This is a genomic window from Paenibacillus azoreducens (assembly GCF_021654775.1).
GTDB classification, from domain to species: Bacteria; Bacillota; Bacilli; order Paenibacillales; family Paenibacillaceae; genus Paenibacillus_AQ; species Paenibacillus_AQ azoreducens.
Genome location: NZ_AP025343.1, coordinates 5,650,300 through 5,670,824, shown reverse-complemented (window position 1 = coordinate 5,670,824; position 20,525 = coordinate 5,650,300). Strand labels below are relative to the sequence as shown.

Sequence of the window (20,525 nt, the reverse complement as noted above, 5' to 3'; positions counted from 1 at the left end):
TCATCTATATATTTCATGATTGGGAGACGGTTATATTGCATGATTGGAAGTCGTTTTTTTGTTCTTTGCAAAATCCCCCATTAGTTTCAATATTGTGAAAATGCACAGATTTCCATCGGATTCTCGGCTTAGGTTTGATTCATGCGGGAAATTATAGGGTACTATATAAACAAAGGCTAAAACGGCGCTGCCGCTTTTTTCATGAGCCTTGTTTTAATGATTTTTACGCGGCTTTTTGCATACTGCAATGGTAGCCGATTATTTTAAAGAAAAGGATGGGATTAGACATGGCAAAAACATCTTCCAAATCGAAAACAACGACAATTGAGCAATTGCTGAACCAGGAAGTCGCAAACTTGAACGTTCTATATGTGAAACTCCATAACTTCCATTGGTATGTCAAAGGGGAACATTTCTTCACGCTGCATGCCAAATTTGAAGAACTTTACGACGATATTACAGCGAAAATGGACGAAGTGGCCGAACGCTTGCTTACCATTAAAGGCAGCCCTGCGGCAACGATGAAGGAATATTTGGAGCTCGCCACCATTCAAGAAGCTTCCGGCAGCGAAGACGCACGCAAAATGGTGCAAATTTTGATCGAAGATTTTGCGACTGTGGCCGAAGAAATGCATGAAGGCATCCATCTTGCGGAGGAAGCAGGCGACCATCCAACCGGAGACTTGTTTATCAGAATCAAAAGCGATCTTGAAAAACATATGTGGATGCTGCGTTCTTATTTGGGCTAAGGAAAATAGATATTCATTAATAAGCAACTATAAAAAGTGCATGAAGATGTGTCGGTTATTTGCCGGCACATCTTTTCGTGTAAGCCATTTTTCATTCAGGATGTTAAATTGTTTTGCCTTACTGATATAAAGGATTTATGATTTCTATAGAAGCTTCGGAAAAATTCGGGCTGATTCGATATTCGATCCAAGCAAATATTAGCAAAACCCCGCGTTTTTTGGCAAACAAGGCGAAAGCGGGAAGCAAAGCATATAAATAAGGAAGCTGGCATGACTTTTCGTAAGCTATGCTCGCTTTCTGGGATTAATTCATGATTTACGGCCTTGGACGGTTGATATGAGTCGGTATTTATTATAAAATTAGTGATAATCATTGAGAATCAATTTAGAGTGATTTTAAGTTGATAATAATGATCGCTAGAAATCAGGGTAGGTCATCCCTGTTTAAATAGACTGTCTGATTTCGCTAAAACAATATTACGGAGGGAATAACGTATATGGCTACTCAATTTAGCATTGAAGGACTTAAGGCTGAAATCGAAGGCAAGGAGATTCTCAAAGGAATCAACCTGGAAATGAAGGGCGGCGAAATCCACGCGATTATGGGACCTAACGGTACGGGTAAAAGTACCCTTGCTTCGGCTCTTATGGGCCATCCCAAATATGAAGTAACCGATGGTAACGTAACGCTGAACGGGGAAGATGTTTTGGAGATGGGAGTCGACGAGCGCGCACGCGCAGGCCTGTTCCTTGCGATGCAGTATCCAAGCGAAATTACGGGCGTGACAAACTCCGACTTTTTGCGCAGTGCCATTAATGCCCGCCGCGAAGAAGGTCAGGAAATCTCCCTGATCCGTTTTATCCGTCAATTGGAAGCGAAAATGAAAGAACTCGACATGAATCCGGAATTTGCCCACCGTTACTTGAATGAAGGTTTCTCCGGCGGTGAGAAAAAACGGAATGAAATTTTGCAAATGATGATGATTGAGCCAAGCATCGTGATCCTGGACGAAATCGACTCCGGTCTGGACATCGACGCACTCAAAATCGTAGCCAGCGGCGTAAACGCAATGCGCAGCGACGATCGCGGTTTCCTGATCATCACCCACTATCAGCGTTTGCTTAATTATATCAAACCTGACTTCGTGCATGTGATGATGCAAGGACGTATCGTAAAATCCGGCGGTCCTGAGCTTGCAGAGCGTCTGGAAGCTGAAGGCTATGATTGGGTCAAGGAAGAGCTTGGCATTGAAGACGAGACTGTAGGTCAAGAAGCGTAAAAAACGGAAGGGGGAAACGCAAATGACAACACAAACCATTCTTCCGATTAACGCCGAAGGCTTGAATCAATTGTCCAAGCAGAGACAAGAGCCGGCTTGGTTAACGGAAAATCGCCTCAAAGCACTGGAGCTTGCGGCCAACCTCGAACTGCCCAAGCTTGAGAAAATGAGAATCGAACGCTGGGATATCCAAAATTACGGAAGCGCCAAGGAAAGCGCTCAGCTGGCATCGCTGGCCGAGGTTCCGGCCTCCATTCAAGAGCTTGTCAATGGTCAAGAATCCGGAAGCCTGCTTATCCAGCGCAATTCCGGTGTGGTATATACGAAGCTTGCGCCGGAGCTTGCTGAAAAAGGCGTTATTTTTACGGATCTGCAAACGGCGGCAAAAGAACATGAGGAGCTTGTCAAAGCTCATTTGCATACGGCGGTCAAAGCGGATGAGAATTCCGTGACGGCGCTGCACGCCGCGCTTTGGAACGGAGGCATCTTCCTCTATGTTCCGAAAAACGTGGAAGTATCGGTTCCATTGCAAGCCGTTCTGCTTACGGATGATGGGGAAGCGACATTTGCTCCGCATATCCTCATTATTGCCGGCGAGAACAGTACAGTGACATATGTCGACAACTATGTTTCCGGTGACGGGGACAAAGCCGTTACCCATAACGGGGTCGTTGAAGTTTTCGCCAAGTCTGGCGCGAAGGTTCGTTTCGCAACAATTCATCAAATGGGAACGAAAATAACCGACTTAAGCTATCGCCGCGCGATCGTGGGCAACGACGCATCCATGGAATGGATCGTCGGAGAGATGAACGATGGCGACACGATGAGTGATACGTACTCCGTGCTGCAAGGAAACGGTTCGACCTCCGACTCGAAAATCATTGCGGTCGGCTCCGGATCCCAGAAGCTGAACTATACGACCCGCGCCAACCATTTCGGCAAATCCTCCGAAAGCCAAATGATCACTCGCGCCGTCATGCGCGAAGAAGCTCAGGCGATCATCAACGGGATTACGAAGATCGAAAAAGGCGCAACGAAATCCGACGGCCAACAAACGGAAAAGGTGCTCATGCTCAGCCCTAAAGCGCGCGGAGACGCCAACCCGATCCTGTTGATCGACGAGGATGACGTTAAAGCGGGCCACGCGGCTTCCGTGGGCCAAGTCAATCAGGAGCAAATCTATTACCTGATGTCCCGCGGCATCTCGCGCGAAGTTGCCGAATCGCTTATCATCTACGGCTTCTTGGCACCTGTTGTTTCCCAAATTCCACTGGAGAGCCTTCAGAAACAGCTGCAGGCTATCGTTGAAAGGAAGTTGGGACAATGAATAGCGCCATTCGCGAGCAGTTCCCGATTTTGAAGCAGGAGATCAACGGCCATCCGCTGGTGTATCTTGACAGTGCGGCGACTTCGCAGAAACCGCTGGCCGTAATTGAAGCGCTGCGGCATTATTATGAATATGATAATGCGAACGTGCACCGGGGCGTACATACGCTCGGCAGCCGTGCTACCGATGCTTATGAAGGCGCACGCGAAAAAGTGGCGAAATTCATTCATGCCAAAAGCACGAAGGAAATTGTTTTCACACGCGGCACGACGACATCGCTTAATATGGTTGCTTCGTCGTATGCCCGCTCCATTTTGTCCGAAGGCGATGAAATCGTCTTGACTCCGATGGAGCATCACAGTAATCTCATTCCATGGCAGCAGGCGGCGAAAGCCACCGGTGCCGTACTCAAATATGTTAAACTACAGGAAGACGGTTCAGTGACCTTGTCCGAAGTGGAGAAGGTCATCACGGACAAGACGAAAATTGTCGCGATGGCATACGTCTCCAATGTGATGGGCGTCGTTAATCCGGTAAAGGAAATTGCGGCCCTCGCACACCGGCACGGTGCCATCATGGTTGTGGACGGAGCCCAAAGCTCGCCCCATATGAAGGTGGATATGCAGGACCTGGATTGCGATTTTTATACTTTGTCCGGCCATAAAATGTGCGGTCCTACCGGTATCGGCGTGCTTTATGGCAAACAAGCGCTGCTTGAAGAGATGGAACCCGTTGAATTTGGCGGGGAAATGATCGATGACGTCGGACTTTATGAATCCACCTGGAAAGAGCTTCCGTGGAAGTTCGAAGGGGGAACTCCGATCATTGCCGGAGCGGTAGGACTCGGTGCTGCGATCGATTTTCTTGAAAGCATCGGAATGGATGCCATTGAAGCGCATGAGCATGAACTGGCTTCTTATGCGGTAAGCCGTTTGTCCGAGATTGATGGGCTCAAGCTGTACGGTCCGCGCGAACGGAAGGTCGGCCTGGTCACGTTTAATCTGGGGGATGTTCATCCGCATGACGTGGCGACGGTTCTGGATGCCAGCGGCGTTGCCATCCGTGCGGGACATCACTGCTGCCAGCCGCTGATGCGCTGGCTGGAGGCAAGTGCAACGGCTCGCGCCAGCTTTTATCTGTACAATACCAAAGAAGATGTGGACCGTCTGATCAGCGCATTAATCCAGACAAAGGAGTATTTTGGCTAATGCAACTTGATGACTTGTACCGGCGCGTGATTATGGATCATTATAAAAATCCGCGCAACCGGGGAAAATTCGAAGACGGAACCTTAACAGTTGATTTGAATAATCCGACCTGCGGCGATAAAATATCGCTGCAGCTCAAGGTGGATAACGGAATCGTACAGGATGCCAAATACACGGGGGAAGGCTGCTCGATCAGCATGTCTTCCGCTTCCATGATGACCGAAGCCGTCAAAGGCAAAACGGTGGAAGAAGCTCAGGATCTGGCATCCCGGTTCTCCGCGCTGATGCAAGGAGAAGACGTCCATTTTGACGATTACGAGGATATTGAAGCCCTGTCCGGTGTGAATAAATTCCCTGCCCGCATCAAATGCGCCACGCTTGCGTGGAATGCGCTGCGGAAAGGAATCGATGAGAAACAGCATGATCATTAATTGATGGGAGGTTCAAACCAATGGCTAAAAAAGCCCCTGAAATAGAAGAATATAAGTATGGTTTCCGCGACGAACACAAAGCGGTTTTCCAGACCGGTAAAGGTTTGACCCGCGAAATTGTCACCGAGATTTCCAAAATCAAGAACGAACCGGAATGGATGCTTGAATTCCGTTTGAAATCTCTCGAGCAGTTCGAGAAAATGCCAGTGCCTAAATGGGGCGGCGACCTCGACGACCTCGATTTTAACGATATTCAATATTATGTAAGACCTTGGGAGAAACAAGGCAAAACATGGGAAGAGGTTCCTTCCGAAATCAAAGAAACCTTCGACAAGCTCGGTATCTCTGAAGCGGAACAAAAGTTCCTTGCCGGCGTTTCGGCCCAATATGAATCCGAAGTCGTTTACCATAACATGCAAAAGGATTTGGAAGATCAGGGCGTCATCTTTATGGATACCGATACGGCGCTGAAAGAGCATCCTGAAATTTTCAAAGAGCATTTTGCAACAGTAGTACCTCCAACCGATAACAAATTTGCGGCTTTGAACAGCGCAGTTTGGTCTGGAGGAAGTTTTATTTATGTCCCTAAAGGCGTAAAATGCGAAATTCCACTGCAGGCATACTTCCGGATCAACTCCGAAAACATGGGACAGTTCGAACGTACGCTGATCATCGCGGACGAAGGCAGCTTCGTTCACTATGTAGAAGGTTGTACGGCTCCAATCTACAGCACGAACTCGCTGCACAGCGCGGTCGTGGAAATCATCTGTAAAAAGGATGCCCGCGTTCGTTATACCACGATTCAAAACTGGGCACCTAACATTTACAACCTCGTAACGAAACGTGCCGTTGCCGAAGAAAATGCAACCATGGAATGGGTTGACGGCAACATCGGCTCCAAGCTGACGATGAAATATCCTGCAGTCCTCTTGAAAGGACGCGGCGCGAAAGGCATGGTATTGTCGATCGCGGTGGCGGGCAAAGGCCAGCACCAGGATGCCGGCGCCAAAATGATCCACCTGGCACCGGATACCACATCGACCATCGTTTCGAAATCGATCAGTAAGCATGGCGGCAAAGTGACTTACCGCGGTTTGGCTTCCTTTGGACGCAATGCGGAAGGCGCAAAAGCAAACATCAAATGCGATACGCTGATTCTTGATAATGAATCCACTTCCGATACGATTCCATACAATGAGATCAAAAACGATAATATCGTTCTTGAACACGAAGCTACGGTTTCCAAAGTATCCGAAGATCAATTATTCTACCTCATGAGCCGTGGTCTGAGCGAAGCCGAAGCGACGCAAATGATCGTTATGGGCTTCATCGAGCCGTTCACGAAAGAACTGCCGATGGAATACGCGGTAGAAATGAACCGTCTGATCAAATTCGAAATGGAAGGCAGCATCGGTTAAGGGCAACCGGAGCATATTCAAGCCTTTTGAACGTAAGACAAGAATATATGAAAGAGCCGCCTTCAGGTCCGTATGGATCTGGAAGCGGCTCTTTTTGGATTATAGATTATATAAGTTTTAAGCGGAGCTTGCCCAGTTTGATTTTATAGCAGCGACAGGTTATGATTCAGTCGAGATCTAGAATAATGAAAGGAAGTACGGACGATGTACATCTAAGACAAGCTTAAACGAGAACGTCTATACGTGAACCGTAAATGAAATATAAACTGAGTATAGGCCAAGTTAGTAAAATGTATGGGATAAGTTTAGATACATTGCGGCATTATGACAAAATCGGAATTTTGAAGCCCTTTGTGGACAAAACCAATGGATATCGGTATTACTCCTTCGAGCTTTTGGATTTATTAGAACACATCTTGGTGGGGAAATACTTGGAAATCCCACTCAAAGAAATGAAAAACGTATTCCAGCACGAAGATATAAATCAATATCGGGATTTGATTGAAAGGCAAGAAGAAATTATCGAAGAAAAAATGAACCGTCTTGAGCTGATGAAGAAATACGTTCATCAATTAAAAATGATGATGCATGAAATTTCGAGTTTTAAAAATAACTATGATTTTAGCGAACTATTAATTGAAAATATCGATTGCACTTTATATGCCGTACCTTTACCCGAATTGGTTAAACATTATAAAGATTTGGAATCGAAATTAAGCGATTATCAAGTGGAGAATTATGCGGCTTTTTATCGGAATGACGATGGAAAAATGATTGAAAACGATCACTATTTATTATTTTCCATTTATCCGGAAGAACAAATTTTTATGGAGCAGGAAACGATTACAAATATAGAAATCAAACGTTGCATTGGCGAGTGCATAAAGGCAAAGTTCTACGGTACTAAAGCAGAGCTGGCAGACTACCTGAGTAAACTAATTTCACATTTCTATAAAGAAGAAGAGAACGTTGAATCATTAGTCAACTACGAGTTTTGTCTTATTCGCGATAATGAATTACATAATGAATACTTTGTAGAAATACTATTGCCAGTCCCCAAAAATACAAATCATGTTATAGACCCTTGACCAACTCAAGGGTCTATTGTTTTTTACAGGAGAAATAATATACCAAGGCGCTCGAAAGGAATGAAAAGATAAATGGCAATGATTCAATTTAGAAGAGTGATTATATTTATATTATCCTTCATCATCTTGTTTAACTTTGAAGTGACTTCAATCTATGCATATTCGGGAAAAGTAATCAATAATGCTATTCATTCAGAAGAGATGCAGGATATTATTTTTAAGTTCATGACAGGTGATCAATCTCCGGGGGCCGCAATAACGGTTACTAATGGGAAAGAAGTAATGCATGTCTTATCGATTATTCTTTTCATATGATCTTGGTGTGGATGCCGTTAACCCTAATGATCTTTAATATACTATGCCTGATTTTGACGCTATTATTTATAATTTCATCAATTATTAGGTTTAAACTGATAAAGCAGATGGATCTAAAGTTTGCCGAGTAGCAAGAATCAAATTCGAAATGGAAGGCAAAAAAATATCCCGGGCATATTGCCAGGGACCTATTCAGGTATTCTATTTATAAGAAAATTTGGTCAATCCCGATATCGTGCTCAGCGGAGAGATCGACAAAACGGTCACCGGTGTTCACGAGCGGACGGAAGAAATCGGCGGGGTTGGTCATAACGATCGTGCCTCTCTCTCCGGTTGAAAGAATCACGTTTTTGCCGATGAAGTTAGGAAGCATGTGGCGGATAAATACCTGGGTAGCATTGGCGCTTAATTTGCCAAAACTCATGGTGTGGAGCTCGCGCAAGACGGTGAGAAGCTCCTGCTTGGACTGGTAAACGCGGTTCATGCTCATGGCGCTGAATACGTCGGCCACGGCTGTAATTCTTGAAAAAGGGTGGATCTCGTTTTTTTCAATCGCATGAGGATATCCGCTTCCGTCATCGCGTTCGTGATGCTGCAGGGCAACCAGTGCCGGGATGGTGTCCGGCGTGGAGCTGCAGATGATATCATGCCCGTAGATCGTATGTTTTTTCATTTCTTCGAATTCTTCAAACGTCAGCTTGCCCGGTTTGTTTAGCAGACTGCCGGGAATTTGACATTTGCCGATGTCATGGAGATAGCCAGCCCTGCCTGCTTCATAGGCTTCCTCCTTGGAGAATCCGAGCCAGGACGCGATATAGTAGGAAAGAATCCCTACCTGCATCGAATGGATATAGGTATAATCGTCGTTTTGGTCAATGCAGAGCATAAGGGACACGATATCTTTATGCTCTTTTAATTGATCGACCAAGGGCTCCATAATATCATCGACCACGCCTTCATTAAAGCGGCCTGTTGCTAACGCTTCCAAGTACATGGACTCGAATCCGTCTACGGCCTGCTCAAGATAAGGCTTGGTCTTTTGCAAGAGTTCGTACTGCTGCGTATGGATCATTGCGATAGCAGGTTGTTGAACGGCAGGCTCAATGTCTACATAGTCCACGCCGTGCTGCATCAGCTTGTGAATCTCTTCCTCTTTTAGCTCCGTTCCTTGCTGCAGAACGTGAAGACCTGCTTCATTAAATGTGTCCGCAAGCAGCCGATCGCCTGGTTTTAAGTCTGTGACATGCACTTTCAAGCAAAACGTCACTCCGTTTCTTCAAAATTCGACATCTGTTACCAACTATCATAACAAGAAAAAAATGGATTGACAATGCAAATGTGCTAGAACTATAGGCTTGCGGTTGGGTCCCAGGGCCCTTTTTGATGACCCTTCCATTCGGAGCCATCGTCCCAAACTTCTTTCTTCCAAATTGGGACGGCTTGCTTCAATTTTTCGATGGCATACCGGCTTGCTTCGTAGCAATCTTCCCGGTGCCCGGTAGATACGGCGATGATGACGCTTGTCTCCATAATGTCGACCTTGCCGATCCGGTGCGAAATCGCGCATAAGGTTCCCGGCCAGCGGGTATCAATATCTTTGCCGATGGCTTCAAGCTGGGCTAATGCCATGGGGATATAGGCCTCATATTCCAAATGCACGGTGCGCTGTGCGCCGGTCATTTCACGTGTCGTACCGATAAAGGAGAGGATTGCGCCATGATTCGGATGCAGCACCTTGGAGGTGACTTCATCGACCGACAAAGGCTGATCGGTAATGCAAAAGAGGCCGTCCTTGGATTGAGCGCAAACGGGCTCGCGTCCATCTCCACCCGATACCGGAGGGATCAGCGCAATTTCCGCATCTTCCGTAATAAGGTAGTCCCCTGGAGCATATTCCTGATTTACGGCGACAAAAGAAACGGAGATCAAAGACGCAGCCTCCGGAAAAGAATTGGACAGCTCTATTTTCAATTCATCCGCCGTTATTTCGGATCGCGGGGTGGAGTAGGAAAGAACCGAGGTTTGCAGACGTTCTGCAAGACCCGCAAACAATTGAATGCGCAGAAGCATATTTTTCACCTCAAACATTGATGATCTAATATCAGGGATCCCCGCAAGTAACCAGTATAAGCTTCGAAGGCAATACGTCACTCAGTACTTTTTGCTCCGCAAAAGCGCCCCTCTTTGAGAGGCGCCCTTACTTCTTTCCGATACTCTTTGCGGGGGATTTTAATGTCTCTTCAATATACCATATCCGCTTTGAAAATGTTATGCTTATCCCCTAGAGGGCCAGCTTGCCCGGACAAAAGGAATTGGTTGTAACTGATTGTACCCGGAAAGAAAGGAAGGACTTTATCCATGCAGCACAACAAGCCAAAAACAGTTACGATATTGCATACGAATGATATACACAGCCATTTCGAAAAAGTGAGCTCCATCGCGGCATATATAGCCAGTCAGCGTAAAGCGGCGAATGGAGAGCCTATCTTGACGGTGGATATCGGGGATCATATGGACCGGACGGCGGTGGAAACCGAAGGTACGATGGGCGCGGCCAATGTCGACATTCTGAATCTGACGGGATACGACGTAATTACAATAGGAAATAATGAGGGGCTGACGCTGACGCCCGAGGATTTGGGCATCGCTTATGCGAAGCTGCAGGCACAGGTGGTGTGCTGCAATATTTTGGAGATAGCGACAGGCGCTCCCCCTTCATGGATGAAGAAGCATACCATCATTGACAAAGGTGGCGTCAAGATCGGTTTAACGGGGGCTACGGCGCCGTTTGCGGCTTTTTATGAACTGTTGGGGCTTAAAGCGCTTGATCCTGAGACGGCAATCAAGCAGGAGGTGAAAGCCCTGCGTCAGCAAGCTGATATTGTCATCCTGCTGTCCCATCTCGGGCTAGCGTCCGACGAGAAGCTTGCAGAGCGGCTTGAAGGCATCGATCTAATATTGGGCGGCCATACCCATCATCTGCTTGAAAAACCGCTTCAGATTGGAAATACGGCGGTCTGCGGAGCCGGTAAGTTCGGAAATTATGTGGGCCGGATCCGGATGGAAGAACAGCCGAACGGAAGCTACCGTATGACGGAGGGCTGCTGTGTGTCCGTGGATACGAATATGTTGGATGAAACGGTTGACGCTGCTCTAGCCCGACACCGCGCGCATGCGGAAGAAGCGTTAAGTGAAGCTGTGGCTGTTACCGACCGGGAGCTGCAGCTGAGCCATATGGAGGAGTCCCCGTTCGGAAATCTGCTGGCGCAGGCCGTCCGCCAGTATACCCGGACTGAAATAGCGCTCGTCAACACAGGTCAGCTGCTGGCCGGACTTCCGAAAGGCGAAGTATCGGCGGGGATGCTGCATACGCTTTGCCCATCGCCGGTTAATCCATGCGTCATCAGGCTGAAGGGCAAGCATATCCGCCGCTCCCTGGAAGAAAGCCTGCTTCCCGAATTTTGGGGCCGAGCAATCGTCGGCTTTGGTTTCCGTGGGGAAATTTTGGGCAATATCGCGGTTGATGGCTTGGAAGTCTTGTATGATGCGGGCCGTATCCCTTATGATAGGATTGTCCAAATTATGTTTATGGGAGAACCGCTTGAGGACGAGCGAGAATATGAGGTTGGAACGCTTGATATGTTTACGTTCGGCATTGGCTACGAGAGCATCGCATTGGGGGAGAATCCGCGCTTCATGCTGCCGGATTTCCTCCGCGATCTGCTCCGCCTGGAGCTGCAGCGTCCGGGAGCCCTTGACGAAAGTGAACGTGTCAGATGGGTAAAAGCCCATTAGTGGGCGTCCAACCTCTATAAGATTTCCTGTGGGGAGGAAGCAATGGATACAATAACGGCGGTTATACTAGGGATCGTGGAGGGATTGACGGAGTTCATTCCCGTATCTTCCACCGGTCACATGATCTTGACATCGAAGCTGCTCGGCTACAATGATCAAGATCCGGTTATGAAAACATTCGAGGTCGTCATTCAGTTGGGAGCGATCCTGGCCATTACGCTGGTATACTGGCGCCGCATCCTGGATTTGTTCGGCATCAAAAGAATGAATGGCAGAGAGACCAGCCTTGTTCCGCGTAAGCGCCTGAATTTGCTGCATGTCATCATCGGCATTGCGCCTGCACTTATCGTTGCGTTTTTTGCCAGGGATTTTATCAAAAGCCTGTTCAGTGCCAGCACCGTCATTTGGGCTTTAGTAGCCGGCGGCGTGTTTATGATTTTTGCGGAATGGTTTAATAGAAGCAAGGCTAGAGTTACTGCGGAAACAATGGATGACCTAAGCTACAAGCAGGTATTTTTGATCGGGATCTATCAAATCCTGTCCGTGTTGTGGCCGGGATTCTCGCGCTCGGGTTCGACGATTGCCGGCGGGATGCTGGCAGGAGCCAGCTATAAAGCCTCCGCCGACTTCTCATTTTTGATGGCTATTCCGATCATGGTTGCGGCATCCGGTTACGAAATGCTGGATTCCTATCAGAACCTGACCAAAGATACGCTTGGCCTGTTCGCGATCGGATTTATTGTTGCGTTTGTGGTCGCATACGTCGTCGTTCTTGCATTCATGAAATTGATTCAAAAAATACGGTTGACCCATTTTGCGATATATCGGTTTATTTTGGCGATCGTGTTCTGGCTCTTTATTATGCGTTGATTTCGCTTTTCGTTTCCTTGAGGCCAAAGGTTAGGTTCTCCTGAAAAAATGGCAGAAATCATTGAATTGACAGATTAGGCGGATAACGGCGGCTTTTAAGCAATGGCAAGCTTCCGTTATCCAGGGTAGGAGAGGATAGCCTTGCGGTTGGTTCCCGTTCGTAAGCTTCAGGAAGGGATGAGGATCGCCAAAAAAATATACAGCGACGAGGGAATTGTTCTTTTGGCAGATGGCGTAGAACTGACGACTTCGCTGATACGGCGCCTCATTGAACTGGACATCGGTTATATTTATGTCGAAGACGGCCTGACGGAAGGTATCCATATTCCGGAAATGCTTCATGAAGAAACGCGCCGCAGCGCTTTGCAAAGTATCCGCAAAAATTTTCAAAGCCTGTCCGAATCCTCGAAAATCACCAAAGGGTACCTTCATTTGGGTAAAGATTTTACGAAAATGATGGAAGCAATCCTCTGCGACGTCAGCTCGCAAGAAGAAAGCATGATTTTTCTGATGGATATGAATACCGCCGACCATTATTTATACAAGCATTCCCTGAATGTGTGCGTATATGCGCTTGTTCTCGGGATTGCAAACGGATATACAGAGCAGCAGCTGATTGTGCTGGGCCTCGGGGCCCTTTTACATGATATCGGGAAAACACAGATTCCGCAGCGGGTGCTGGCCAAACCCCAGAAGCTGACGGATGAAGAATATAAATTGATGCAAGCCCATGCGGAAATCGGATATAAAATATTGAAGGATGAGCCCAACATCCCGCTTTTGGCGGCCCACTGCGCATACCAGCATCATGAACGGCTGAATGGAAGCGGGTATCCGCGCGGCATAAAGGGAAATGACATTCATGAGTACGCCCAGTGGGTGGCGCTTGCGGATTCCTATGACGCCATGACCTCGCATCGTGTTTATAGACCCGCTATGCTGCCTCATCAGGCCATAGAGGTTCTGTATACAGGATCGGGAACGCTTTACGATCAGAAAAAACTGGAGCTGTTCCGGGATAAGGTAGCCATTTATCCGCCCGGATTAACAGTCAAATTAAGCACAGGCGAAACCGCCGTGGTGTCCCGCATTCATCCGAACATGCCGCACCGGCCGGTTGTGCGTATTTTGGGCGATGCGGAAGGGCAAAGTCTGCATGTACCTTACGAGATGGATCTCGCAAAAAAGCTGTCCGTTATTATTACGGATGTGGACGGCTCGGATGCAGAACCGATTTCTTTAGAGCATTAAGGAGGAAGATCCATGAAGGAGCGACAGAAGAAAGCATCCGTCCGGCAGTGGGGAAGCATCATTTTCCGCTACCGGTGGGCTGTCGTTTCGGCATGGGTCTTTTTAATCGTTTGTCTTGGCTTTTTTGCCATCCGGACGCCATCCATGCTTCAGGACACCGGATTTACGCCAAACGGCAGTTCTTCCGTCCGCGGGATTGCTCTTCTTGAAGAAAAGCTAGGGTTGTCCGCGGCATCGCTTGATATCGTCATCCAAAGCACATCGGGCCAGAATCTGACCACATTCGAAGCAAAGTCGAAAATTTGGGAAGAGCTGGCTCCGCTGCGGGAGCAGCCATTTGTGTCGGATATGTATGAAAGTATTGTCACCCGGTATGCGGGCGAGGATGGGATCGTGTCCTACACGGTCCTGCTTAAAGAAAATGCTAACCAGGCTCTCTCGCATTTCGAGGAGATCAAGGCTGCCGTCCCTTCGATTAACGGAGCGAAAACGTATATAACCGGTAATTTGGCCGTGTATCACGATATGAGCAGCGCCGTCAGACATGACATCGTCCGGGCGGAGGCCTTCGGGATCCCGGCCGCTCTTATTATTCTTCTGTTCCTGTTCGGGACGATTCCCGCGGCACTCCTGCCGATTGTTGTCGGTATCGGGAGCGTTGCTGTTACGATGGGCAGCCTTTATTTTGTAGCGGCGCAAGGCATTCCGCTCAGCAATTTTTTGCCCAATATGGTCACGATGCTTGGTTTGGCTGTTGGCATTGACTACGCCTTGTTTATAGTGAGCCGGTTTCGGGAGGAACTGGGAAGCCAGCCGGTTGAAGCCGCACTGGTTGCGGCTTGCCGGACGGCCGGGAGATCCGTTTTTTATTCCGGCGCGGCCGTGATGACGGGCATGCTCGCCTTGGGATTTGTCCGGCTTCCCGTTTTCCGGTCGCTGGCGTTTGGCGGGATGCTTGTCGTATTGGTGTCGGTGCTGGCTGCCTGCACGCTGCTGCCCGCTCTTCTGGCGATCTTAGGGCGGCGGATATTCGCATGGCCGGTCCGTTCCCGGGCAAAGGATGGAAACAGAGGCAGTTCCGGCAGCGTCATTTGGGTACGCATCTCGGAACTTATCATGTCGCGTCCGGGGATCATTGCGGCTGTCGTTACGGCGGCGCTGCTGTTGGCAATGACGCCGGCTCTGCATATGAAGCTCGGGATTCCCTCCGCGGAGGTGCTGCCCCCTTCGTATGATTCCAGGTACGGGGCCGATTTGATGAAAAAGGCTTACGACATGAAAGAGGCCAATGCCATCATCATTGCCGCAGAACTGGATCAATCCTATGACGATCCGCGTTCCATTCGGCTGGTTAAATCATATGTATCCCGTTTGCAGCATCTTCCTGGCGTGCATCATGTGGAGAGTTATGCGAGTTTCCTGAGGGATGGCGTGGATAACATCAGTCCTGAATTGAAGGCTGAAGTGGAGAAACGGCATGCAGCTCTGGATAAAGCCGCTATTATCATTGTTGTTCCTGAACAAGGGGAAGACGCTCCGGCCACTGTAAGACTGGTTCGGGACATTCGTCAGAGCCCGCCGGAGGGGATGCAAATTGACGTAACGGGTTCTCCGGCGTACAAGCTGGATATTATGGACCGAATTCAAGGCGGCCTTCCCTATGTGCTTGTCACTGTGCTGTCCGTAACTTATATTGTTTTATTTGCCGCTTTCCGCTCGATCGTGCTTCCGCTTAAAGCGGTTGTCATGAATTTGCTGAGCCTCGGGGCGAGCTTTGGGCTTGTCACGCTTGTTTTTCAGCATGGATATGGAGCAGGTCTGCTTCAGGTGACATATACGGGCAGCGTATTCGCCGTTCTGCCGATTCTTATTTTTTGCGTTGTGTTCGGCATCTCCATGGATTATGAAGTCATGATGTTGTCCCGGATTGCGGAGGCTTATTCCAAAGAAGGAAATAACGAACGCAGCACGGCTATCGGCCTGCAAAGAACCGGCGGGATGATCACTGGAGCGGCGCTTATTCTGGCCGTTGTGGCCGGGGCCTTCATGTTTACGGATAACGAACTGATGAAAGCGCTCGGGCTGGGATTAACCGCCTCCGTGCTGATCGATGTTACGGTTGTCCGCATTTTGCTGGTGCCTTCCTTAATGAAGCTTTTGGGCAAGGCAAATTGGTGGCTTCCCGGATTTTTATCCTCTCTTGCGAAGCCGAAGCCTAAAGCGGACGAAAACTCCTAAGGGGCTTGATTTCACAAATTAAAGAGTTTTTTGCGACTTCATGGTATGATAAAAGGAAGCTTAAAATAAGCTTTGGAATAGGCCTTGGATTCCACTGGCGAAATCCTTGGTTAAGAATCAATTTCAAAACGTATCTGGCTCTATGAAATTGATTCCATTTAAAGAAATAAGGTGAGGAAAAATGAATACTGTACTACTGTCGTCCAAAAATGATCCGTGGGATCCGATCGGATCGCTTCGGACATATGGTCGGCATGTGCTGACGAGTGTGGAAATGACAGTCACACATTTATGCAATATGCGCTGCGAGCACTGTGCTGTCGGGGATATGCTCGTGATGAAGGAAGCCGAATTTTTGCCGCTTGATCTCATGCTGAAGAGACTTGACGAGGTTGAACATCTGCAAACGATCAGTTTGACCGGGGGCGAGCCGTCTTTCCGTGAAAAAACGGTCAATGAGGTTATCGTTCCTCTCCTGCGTTACGCGAAGGAGCGCGGCATCCGAACGCAAATCAATTCGAATTTGACGCTTAATATTGGCCGGTACGAGAAAATGCTCCCGTATCTGGATGTCATGCATATATCGTTTAACTATTTGAACGGGGATGATTTCCATGAGGTGGGATTTGCTAACAGCAATCATCCCGTTCCGAAAGAAACAGCTTACCGGATGTATGATAAAATGATCGAAAACGCGGTCAAGCTAAGCGAAGCCGGCATGTTTATTTCCGCTGAATCGATGATTAATTATCGTACGCATACAAAACTGGCTGGAATTCACAAACTAATACAGGAAATGGGCTGCAAACGGCATGAGGTTCATCCGATGTATGCTTCGAATTTTGCAAGCTCGCTGCCTATTCTTTCGCTGGAAGAAACGCGGACGGCCATCCATTCCCTGCTGGATGCGCGCGATCCGAACATATGGATGCTGTTTGGCACGCTTCCGTTTTTCGCTTGCAGCGACAATCCGGAGGATTTGAAGCTGATCCGCCGCCTTGCGTTGGAACCCAACGTGACGGTGCGCAATGATCCGGACGGACGCAATCGCGTGAACGTCAATTTATTCTCAGGCGATGTATATGTGACCGACTTTGCTGATGTTCCTCCATTCGGGAATATCCAGAACAGCCGGCTTGACGATATTTTTCAGGTATGGCAAAACGATCATCCACTGAATAAAACGGTCAATTGCCACTGCGACGCGGCAGGATGCTGCGGACCGAATCTGCTTGTAAAGAACATGTATTACAAGGACACGGACTTTACGATAAGGAAAGCCAACACAATCTAAGAAATGGGGCGTTACATTTGGACGGGGAGTTTGAAATAGGCAAGCTATTATTCAACCTTTTCCTGGTTCTGCTGCTTGTATTCTTTAACGGGGTATTTGTTGCCGCGGAGTTTTCGCTGGTTAAAATGCGCCAGTCCCGGCTGACGCAGCTGGTGAGCGAAGGCAACCGCATGGCGAACTATGCCTTGAGAGTAAACAATAACCTGGATGCCTATCTGTCGGCGACACAGTTTGGTATTACGCTGGCATCCCTGGGACTTGGCTGGATCGGCGAACCGGCCATCTCGCATCTCCTGGTGCAACCGCTCATGCATAAATTCGGAATTACGGACACGACGCTGATTTCGACGATATCCGTCGTGATTGGATTCAGTATCATTACTTTTTTGCATATCGTTCTTGGTGAACTTGCGCCTAAATCATTGGCGATCCAAAAAACGGAAGGGGCGGCTTTGCTGCTGTCCGCTCCGCTGATGCTGTTTTATAAAATATTTTTCCCGTTTATCTGGCTGTTGAACGCCTCGGCAAACGTTATTTTACGTATGTTCGGGGTACAGCCTGCAACGGAAGCGGAAGCTGCGCATTCCGAAGAGGAAATCCGCATATTAATGAATCAGAGCGCCAAAAGCGGAGTGATCGATAAAGACGAGATGAAGCTGATGGACAACATCTTCGAATTTTCCGATCTGCTGGCGCGCGAAATCATGCTGCCCCGTACGGATATGGACTGCTTGTACACAAACAATACACTCGAAGAGAACCTGGGAATCATCAACGAAACCAAGCACTCGCGTTACCCTGTAGCCGTGGAGGACAAGGATCAGATTATCGGATTTGTACATATTACCGATTTTCTGCTGGCGGATGAGGAGCAGCAGAAAGAGCTGACTCCGCTGGTAAGGCCGATTTTGAATGTGCCCGAATCGATGGAAATCAGCCATGTTCTCCGGCTCATGCAGAAAAAGCACGCCCAGCTGACGCTGGTGGTGGACGAGTATGGCGGTACGGCGGGTATGCTTACGGCGGAAGAGATTCTGGAGGAAATCGTAGGCGAGCTGTATGATGAATTCGAGGATGAGCGTCCTGATGTGGAAATTCAGGAGGACTTTATCTCGGTGGACGGGCGTATGCTGATAGAAGATGTCAATGATTTGACCGGCGTGATCATCGAGGATGACGAAGTGGACTCCATCGGCGGCTGGTTGTTCAAGGAGCTGGAGGGAAATCCGGTGAAGGGCAAAACCGTTCAGTTGGACAACTATGTATTCGAAGTCGAGGAATCGACCAAACTCAGGATTACCCGGGTCAACATCCATCGCGTTGCCGCTGCCGAACCGGACAATGACGAGAAGGGGGCGGACAACGCGGATTAAGGGGGGAGCTTGCGCTTGGGGAAACAGCTGCTTCTCATCGGAATCGGGCTTGCGCTGCTGTATGTATTATTTACGGCAGGAGCCCCGTTTCTGCTGGCTGCCCTGGTCGCTATTTCGCTGGAGCCTGTACATGGCATGATGATGGCGAAATGGAATTGGAACCGGGTAGCGGCCGCTTCCCTTACATGTACCTTGTTTTTGCTTCTCGTTCTTCTCCTGGTGTACATGCTGGGGCTGCAGGTATTCGGCCAACTGGTGGAATACTGGAAGAACGCTCCTTCTTATTTTGCGGCCGCCAATGATTTTGTTCAAAACACCATGACGCAAGCCCGGGGGTGGCTCGACCGGATTCAACCCGAATTGGCTGAAAGCCTGCGCGTTTTTCTGTCCAATGTCACGCAATACGCGGAATCCATTGTGAATTCACTATCGTCGGCTTTTTTGAATTTTGCCAGGGGGATTCCCGGCACTTTCGTGTTTTTTGTCGTATTTTTTGTCGCGGTTTATTTATTCAGCTTCGGTTTGCCGGCCATTCGTTCCGGCATCCTTACCCTGTTTGACGATGAAATGCATGAACAGATTCAGCAGGTGCTGAGCAGCCTGAAAAGGTCGATTTTCGGTTTTCTTCAGGCCCAAATGATTCTCAGCGCATTTACGTATGTCGTGACGCTGACGGGGCTTTTGATCCTGGATATTCATTACCCGCTTGCGATCGCGATGCTGGTGATGTTTGTGGATATTATGCCGATCCTTGGCGTCGGCTCCGTGCTGATTCCCTGGGCTGTATACCTGTTTATCGTTGGCGATTCCTACACGGGATTCGGGTTAATGCTGCTGTTCATCGTCATTACGGTGGCAAGGCGGGTCATCGAGCCGAAAGTCATCGGCGATTCCGTCGGCATCGGCGCGCTTTCGGCGCTCGTCAGCATGTATGTCGGCTTTAAACTGGTCGGCGTCATCGGCGTTTTTATCGGACCGCTGGTAGTGATCATTTATTCGGCTGTTCGCAAGGCAGGATTATTTCAGATCAAAATCAAATTTTAAACATTGTTGCCCTGAAAAACTCCCTGGACAAGTTTCGGCTTGTTTCGAGGGAGTTTTTGCTTTTATTGCGTGTTCAAAAAGGGCGGTTTTCAGCACCGAGAAGGTTGGATAAAAGCGGACTTTTTGAATTACCTCTTTTATTCGTAAATTTTTGTTCAGATTCCGCGAATGCCTCATATGTTTATTACGAAGAGAGTCTGATGGGTCTTAAGAATCGCGATGCATAAGGAGGAGCCGTTTTGAAAGACGTAATGAGCAATCAGGTGCGAGTTTATAAGCCGTTTATCGGACCGTTTGATCCTTGCCCGCCGCTTCTATACAGATCTTATGTGGTACCGCCGAACCAATATATAACCTTTCAGCCGATGGATTGGCCGCAGTTCAGTTTGCAGGAAGCTTTGACGCGGGGAACGCTGTGGCCTCATCTCTACAGCCCGTATAGTCCGAATCGAAACGTGCAGGAAGGAGGAGCCTGATGTCTGAAAATCAGAAGCCTGAAAATGGAGGTTACGACAACCAGCAGTCCGCAGGCATAAATCCTGCGAATGTACCGGAGGAAGCCGTTAATCAAGCCAACGAGCAGAGTTCAAGTAATGCAGGGGGTGAGCGTGAAAATCAGCCGTACGTGCAAGGCGTCAGCATGACACAGCCCAATGTGTACGGCGTTAGTCAACCGAGCGTGCAGGGTGTAAGTATGGCTCAGCCCAATGTGTACGGGGTTAGTCAACCGAGCGTGCAAGGTGTAAGCATGGCTCAGCCCAATGTGTACGGTGTAAGTCAACCGAGCGTGCAGGGTGTCAGCATGAGTCAGCCCAATGTGTACGGTGTAAGTCAACCGAGCGTG

At 48.5% G+C, this 20,525-nt stretch carries 18 protein-coding genes; 16 read left to right on the top strand and 2 right to left on the bottom strand.

Translation table 11 applies throughout. From position 1 onward, the window contains the following. Window positions 1–287: 287 nt before the first annotated feature. From L6442_RS25120 to L6442_RS25085, 8 genes are all read left to right on the top strand, one after another. Window positions 288–749 (top strand): Dps family protein, encoded by a 462-nt coding sequence (locus L6442_RS25120; RefSeq protein WP_212976975.1) that lies wholly within the window; start codon window positions 288–290, stop codon window positions 747–749. Window positions 750–1,246: 497 nt separating this feature from the next. Further along, a complete protein-coding gene (sufC, locus tag L6442_RS25115; protein ID WP_212976974.1) occupies window positions 1,247–2,029 on the top strand; it encodes a Fe-S cluster assembly ATPase SufC in 783 nt (260 codons plus the stop codon). A gap of 22 nt (window positions 2,030–2,051) precedes the next feature. Next, the gene (gene sufD, locus L6442_RS25110) at window positions 2,052–3,356 is read left to right on the top strand and encodes a Fe-S cluster assembly protein SufD (protein ID WP_212976973.1); all 1,305 of its coding nucleotides are present in this window, start codon (window positions 2,052–2,054) and stop codon (window positions 3,354–3,356) included. Next, window positions 3,353–4,564, top strand: coding sequence for a cysteine desulfurase (locus L6442_RS25105; RefSeq protein WP_212976972.1), 1,212 nt, complete (start codon window positions 3,353–3,355; stop codon window positions 4,562–4,564). The genes sufD and L6442_RS25105 overlap by 4 nt, the downstream gene beginning before the upstream one ends. Continuing rightward, window positions 4,564–4,995 carry a Fe-S cluster assembly sulfur transfer protein SufU gene (gene sufU / locus L6442_RS25100; protein ID WP_212976971.1) on the top strand — a complete coding sequence of 144 codons (432 nt, stop codon included), beginning with the start codon at window positions 4,564–4,566 and terminating at the stop codon, window positions 4,993–4,995. The genes L6442_RS25105 and sufU overlap by 1 nt, the downstream gene beginning before the upstream one ends. A 20-nt stretch (window positions 4,996–5,015) precedes the next feature. Then, window positions 5,016–6,413, top strand: a complete 1,398-nt coding sequence (gene sufB, locus L6442_RS25095; RefSeq protein ID WP_212976970.1) for a Fe-S cluster assembly protein SufB — start codon at window positions 5,016–5,018, stop codon at window positions 6,411–6,413. A gap of 254 nt (window positions 6,414–6,667) precedes the next feature. Then, window positions 6,668–7,501, top strand: a complete 834-nt coding sequence (locus tag L6442_RS25090; protein WP_212976969.1) for a MerR family DNA-binding transcriptional regulator — start codon at window positions 6,668–6,670, stop codon at window positions 7,499–7,501. Between the two features lie 72 nt (window positions 7,502–7,573). Next, a complete protein-coding gene (locus tag L6442_RS25085) occupies window positions 7,574–7,816 on the top strand; it encodes a hypothetical protein (protein WP_212976968.1) in 243 nt (80 codons plus the stop codon). 205 nt (window positions 7,817–8,021) lie between these two features. On the opposite strand, the gene L6442_RS25080 is transcribed toward L6442_RS25085, so the two are convergent. Continuing rightward, entirely contained in the window at window positions 8,022–9,071 is a 1,050-nt protein-coding gene (locus L6442_RS25080; protein ID WP_194229767.1) for an HD-GYP domain-containing protein, read from the bottom strand. A 92-nt stretch (window positions 9,072–9,163) separates the two neighbouring features. Beyond that, window positions 9,164–9,886: a molybdenum cofactor biosynthesis protein gene (locus L6442_RS25075; protein WP_212976967.1), complete on the bottom strand. Its 723-nt coding sequence runs from the start codon at window positions 9,884–9,886 to the stop codon at window positions 9,164–9,166. Window positions 9,887–10,174: 288 nt separating this feature from the next. Here L6442_RS25075 and L6442_RS25070 point away from each other — a divergent pair, with 288 nt between their 5' ends. The 8 genes from L6442_RS25070 to L6442_RS25035 all read left to right on the top strand — a co-directional run bounded on the left by L6442_RS25070 (window position 10,175) and on the right by L6442_RS25035 (window position 20,157). Then, the gene (locus L6442_RS25070; protein ID WP_212976966.1) at window positions 10,175–11,611 is read left to right on the top strand and encodes a bifunctional metallophosphatase/5'-nucleotidase; all 1,437 of its coding nucleotides are present in this window, start codon (window positions 10,175–10,177) and stop codon (window positions 11,609–11,611) included. A 42-nt stretch (window positions 11,612–11,653) separates the two neighbouring features. Further along, window positions 11,654–12,481 carry an undecaprenyl-diphosphate phosphatase gene (locus tag L6442_RS25065; protein WP_212976965.1) on the top strand — a complete coding sequence of 276 codons (828 nt, stop codon included), beginning with the start codon at window positions 11,654–11,656 and terminating at the stop codon, window positions 12,479–12,481. 141 nt (window positions 12,482–12,622) lie between these two features. After that, window positions 12,623–13,732 (top strand): HD-GYP domain-containing protein, encoded by a 1,110-nt coding sequence (locus L6442_RS25060; protein WP_237100074.1) that lies wholly within the window; start codon window positions 12,623–12,625, stop codon window positions 13,730–13,732. Between the two features lie 12 nt (window positions 13,733–13,744). Further along, window positions 13,745–15,970 (top strand): MMPL family transporter, encoded by a 2,226-nt coding sequence (locus L6442_RS25055; RefSeq protein WP_212976964.1) that lies wholly within the window; start codon window positions 13,745–13,747, stop codon window positions 15,968–15,970. 181 nt (window positions 15,971–16,151) lie between these two features. Then, window positions 16,152–17,264: a radical SAM/CxCxxxxC motif protein YfkAB gene (gene yfkAB, locus L6442_RS25050; protein ID WP_212976963.1), complete on the top strand. Its 1,113-nt coding sequence runs from the start codon at window positions 16,152–16,154 to the stop codon at window positions 17,262–17,264. A gap of 17 nt (window positions 17,265–17,281) precedes the next feature. Next, complete coding sequence (locus L6442_RS25045) at window positions 17,282–18,637, top strand: hemolysin family protein (RefSeq protein WP_212976962.1); 1,356 nt, start codon at window positions 17,282–17,284, stop codon at window positions 18,635–18,637. A 15-nt stretch (window positions 18,638–18,652) separates the two neighbouring features. Continuing rightward, on the top strand, window positions 18,653–19,681 hold the full coding sequence (gene ytvI / locus L6442_RS25040) for a sporulation integral membrane protein YtvI (RefSeq protein WP_237100073.1): 1,029 nt from the start codon (window positions 18,653–18,655) through the stop codon (window positions 19,679–19,681). A 251-nt stretch (window positions 19,682–19,932) separates the two neighbouring features. Then, window positions 19,933–20,157 (top strand): spore coat associated protein CotJA, encoded by a 225-nt coding sequence (locus L6442_RS25035; RefSeq protein WP_194229898.1) that lies wholly within the window; start codon window positions 19,933–19,935, stop codon window positions 20,155–20,157. Window positions 20,158–20,525 lie beyond the last annotated feature (368 nt).

Coding starts and splice junctions, on each gene's coding strand:
- L6442_RS25035 (WP_194229898.1), top strand. CDS start 19,933: ATGAGCAATCAGGTGCGAGTTTATAAGCCGTTTATCGGACCGTTTGAT.
- sufD (WP_212976973.1), top strand. CDS start 2,052: ATGACAACACAAACCATTCTTCCGATTAACGCCGAAGGCTTGAATCAA.
- L6442_RS25075 (WP_212976967.1), bottom strand. CDS start 9,886: ATGCTTCTGCGCATTCAATTGTTTGCGGGTCTTGCAGAACGTCTGCAA.
- sufC (WP_212976974.1), top strand. CDS start 1,247: ATGGCTACTCAATTTAGCATTGAAGGACTTAAGGCTGAAATCGAAGGC.
- L6442_RS25105 (WP_212976972.1), top strand. CDS start 3,353: ATGAATAGCGCCATTCGCGAGCAGTTCCCGATTTTGAAGCAGGAGATC.
- L6442_RS25070 (WP_212976966.1), top strand. CDS start 10,175: ATGCAGCACAACAAGCCAAAAACAGTTACGATATTGCATACGAATGAT.
- L6442_RS25055 (WP_212976964.1), top strand. CDS start 13,745: ATGAAGGAGCGACAGAAGAAAGCATCCGTCCGGCAGTGGGGAAGCATC.
- L6442_RS25090 (WP_212976969.1), top strand. CDS start 6,668: ATGAAATATAAACTGAGTATAGGCCAAGTTAGTAAAATGTATGGGATA.
- yfkAB (WP_212976963.1), top strand. CDS start 16,152: ATGAATACTGTACTACTGTCGTCCAAAAATGATCCGTGGGATCCGATC.
- sufU (WP_212976971.1), top strand. CDS start 4,564: ATGCAACTTGATGACTTGTACCGGCGCGTGATTATGGATCATTATAAA.
- sufB (WP_212976970.1), top strand. CDS start 5,016: ATGGCTAAAAAAGCCCCTGAAATAGAAGAATATAAGTATGGTTTCCGC.
- L6442_RS25120 (WP_212976975.1), top strand. CDS start 288: ATGGCAAAAACATCTTCCAAATCGAAAACAACGACAATTGAGCAATTG.
- L6442_RS25065 (WP_212976965.1), top strand. CDS start 11,654: ATGGATACAATAACGGCGGTTATACTAGGGATCGTGGAGGGATTGACG.
- L6442_RS25085 (WP_212976968.1), top strand. CDS start 7,574: ATGGCAATGATTCAATTTAGAAGAGTGATTATATTTATATTATCCTTC.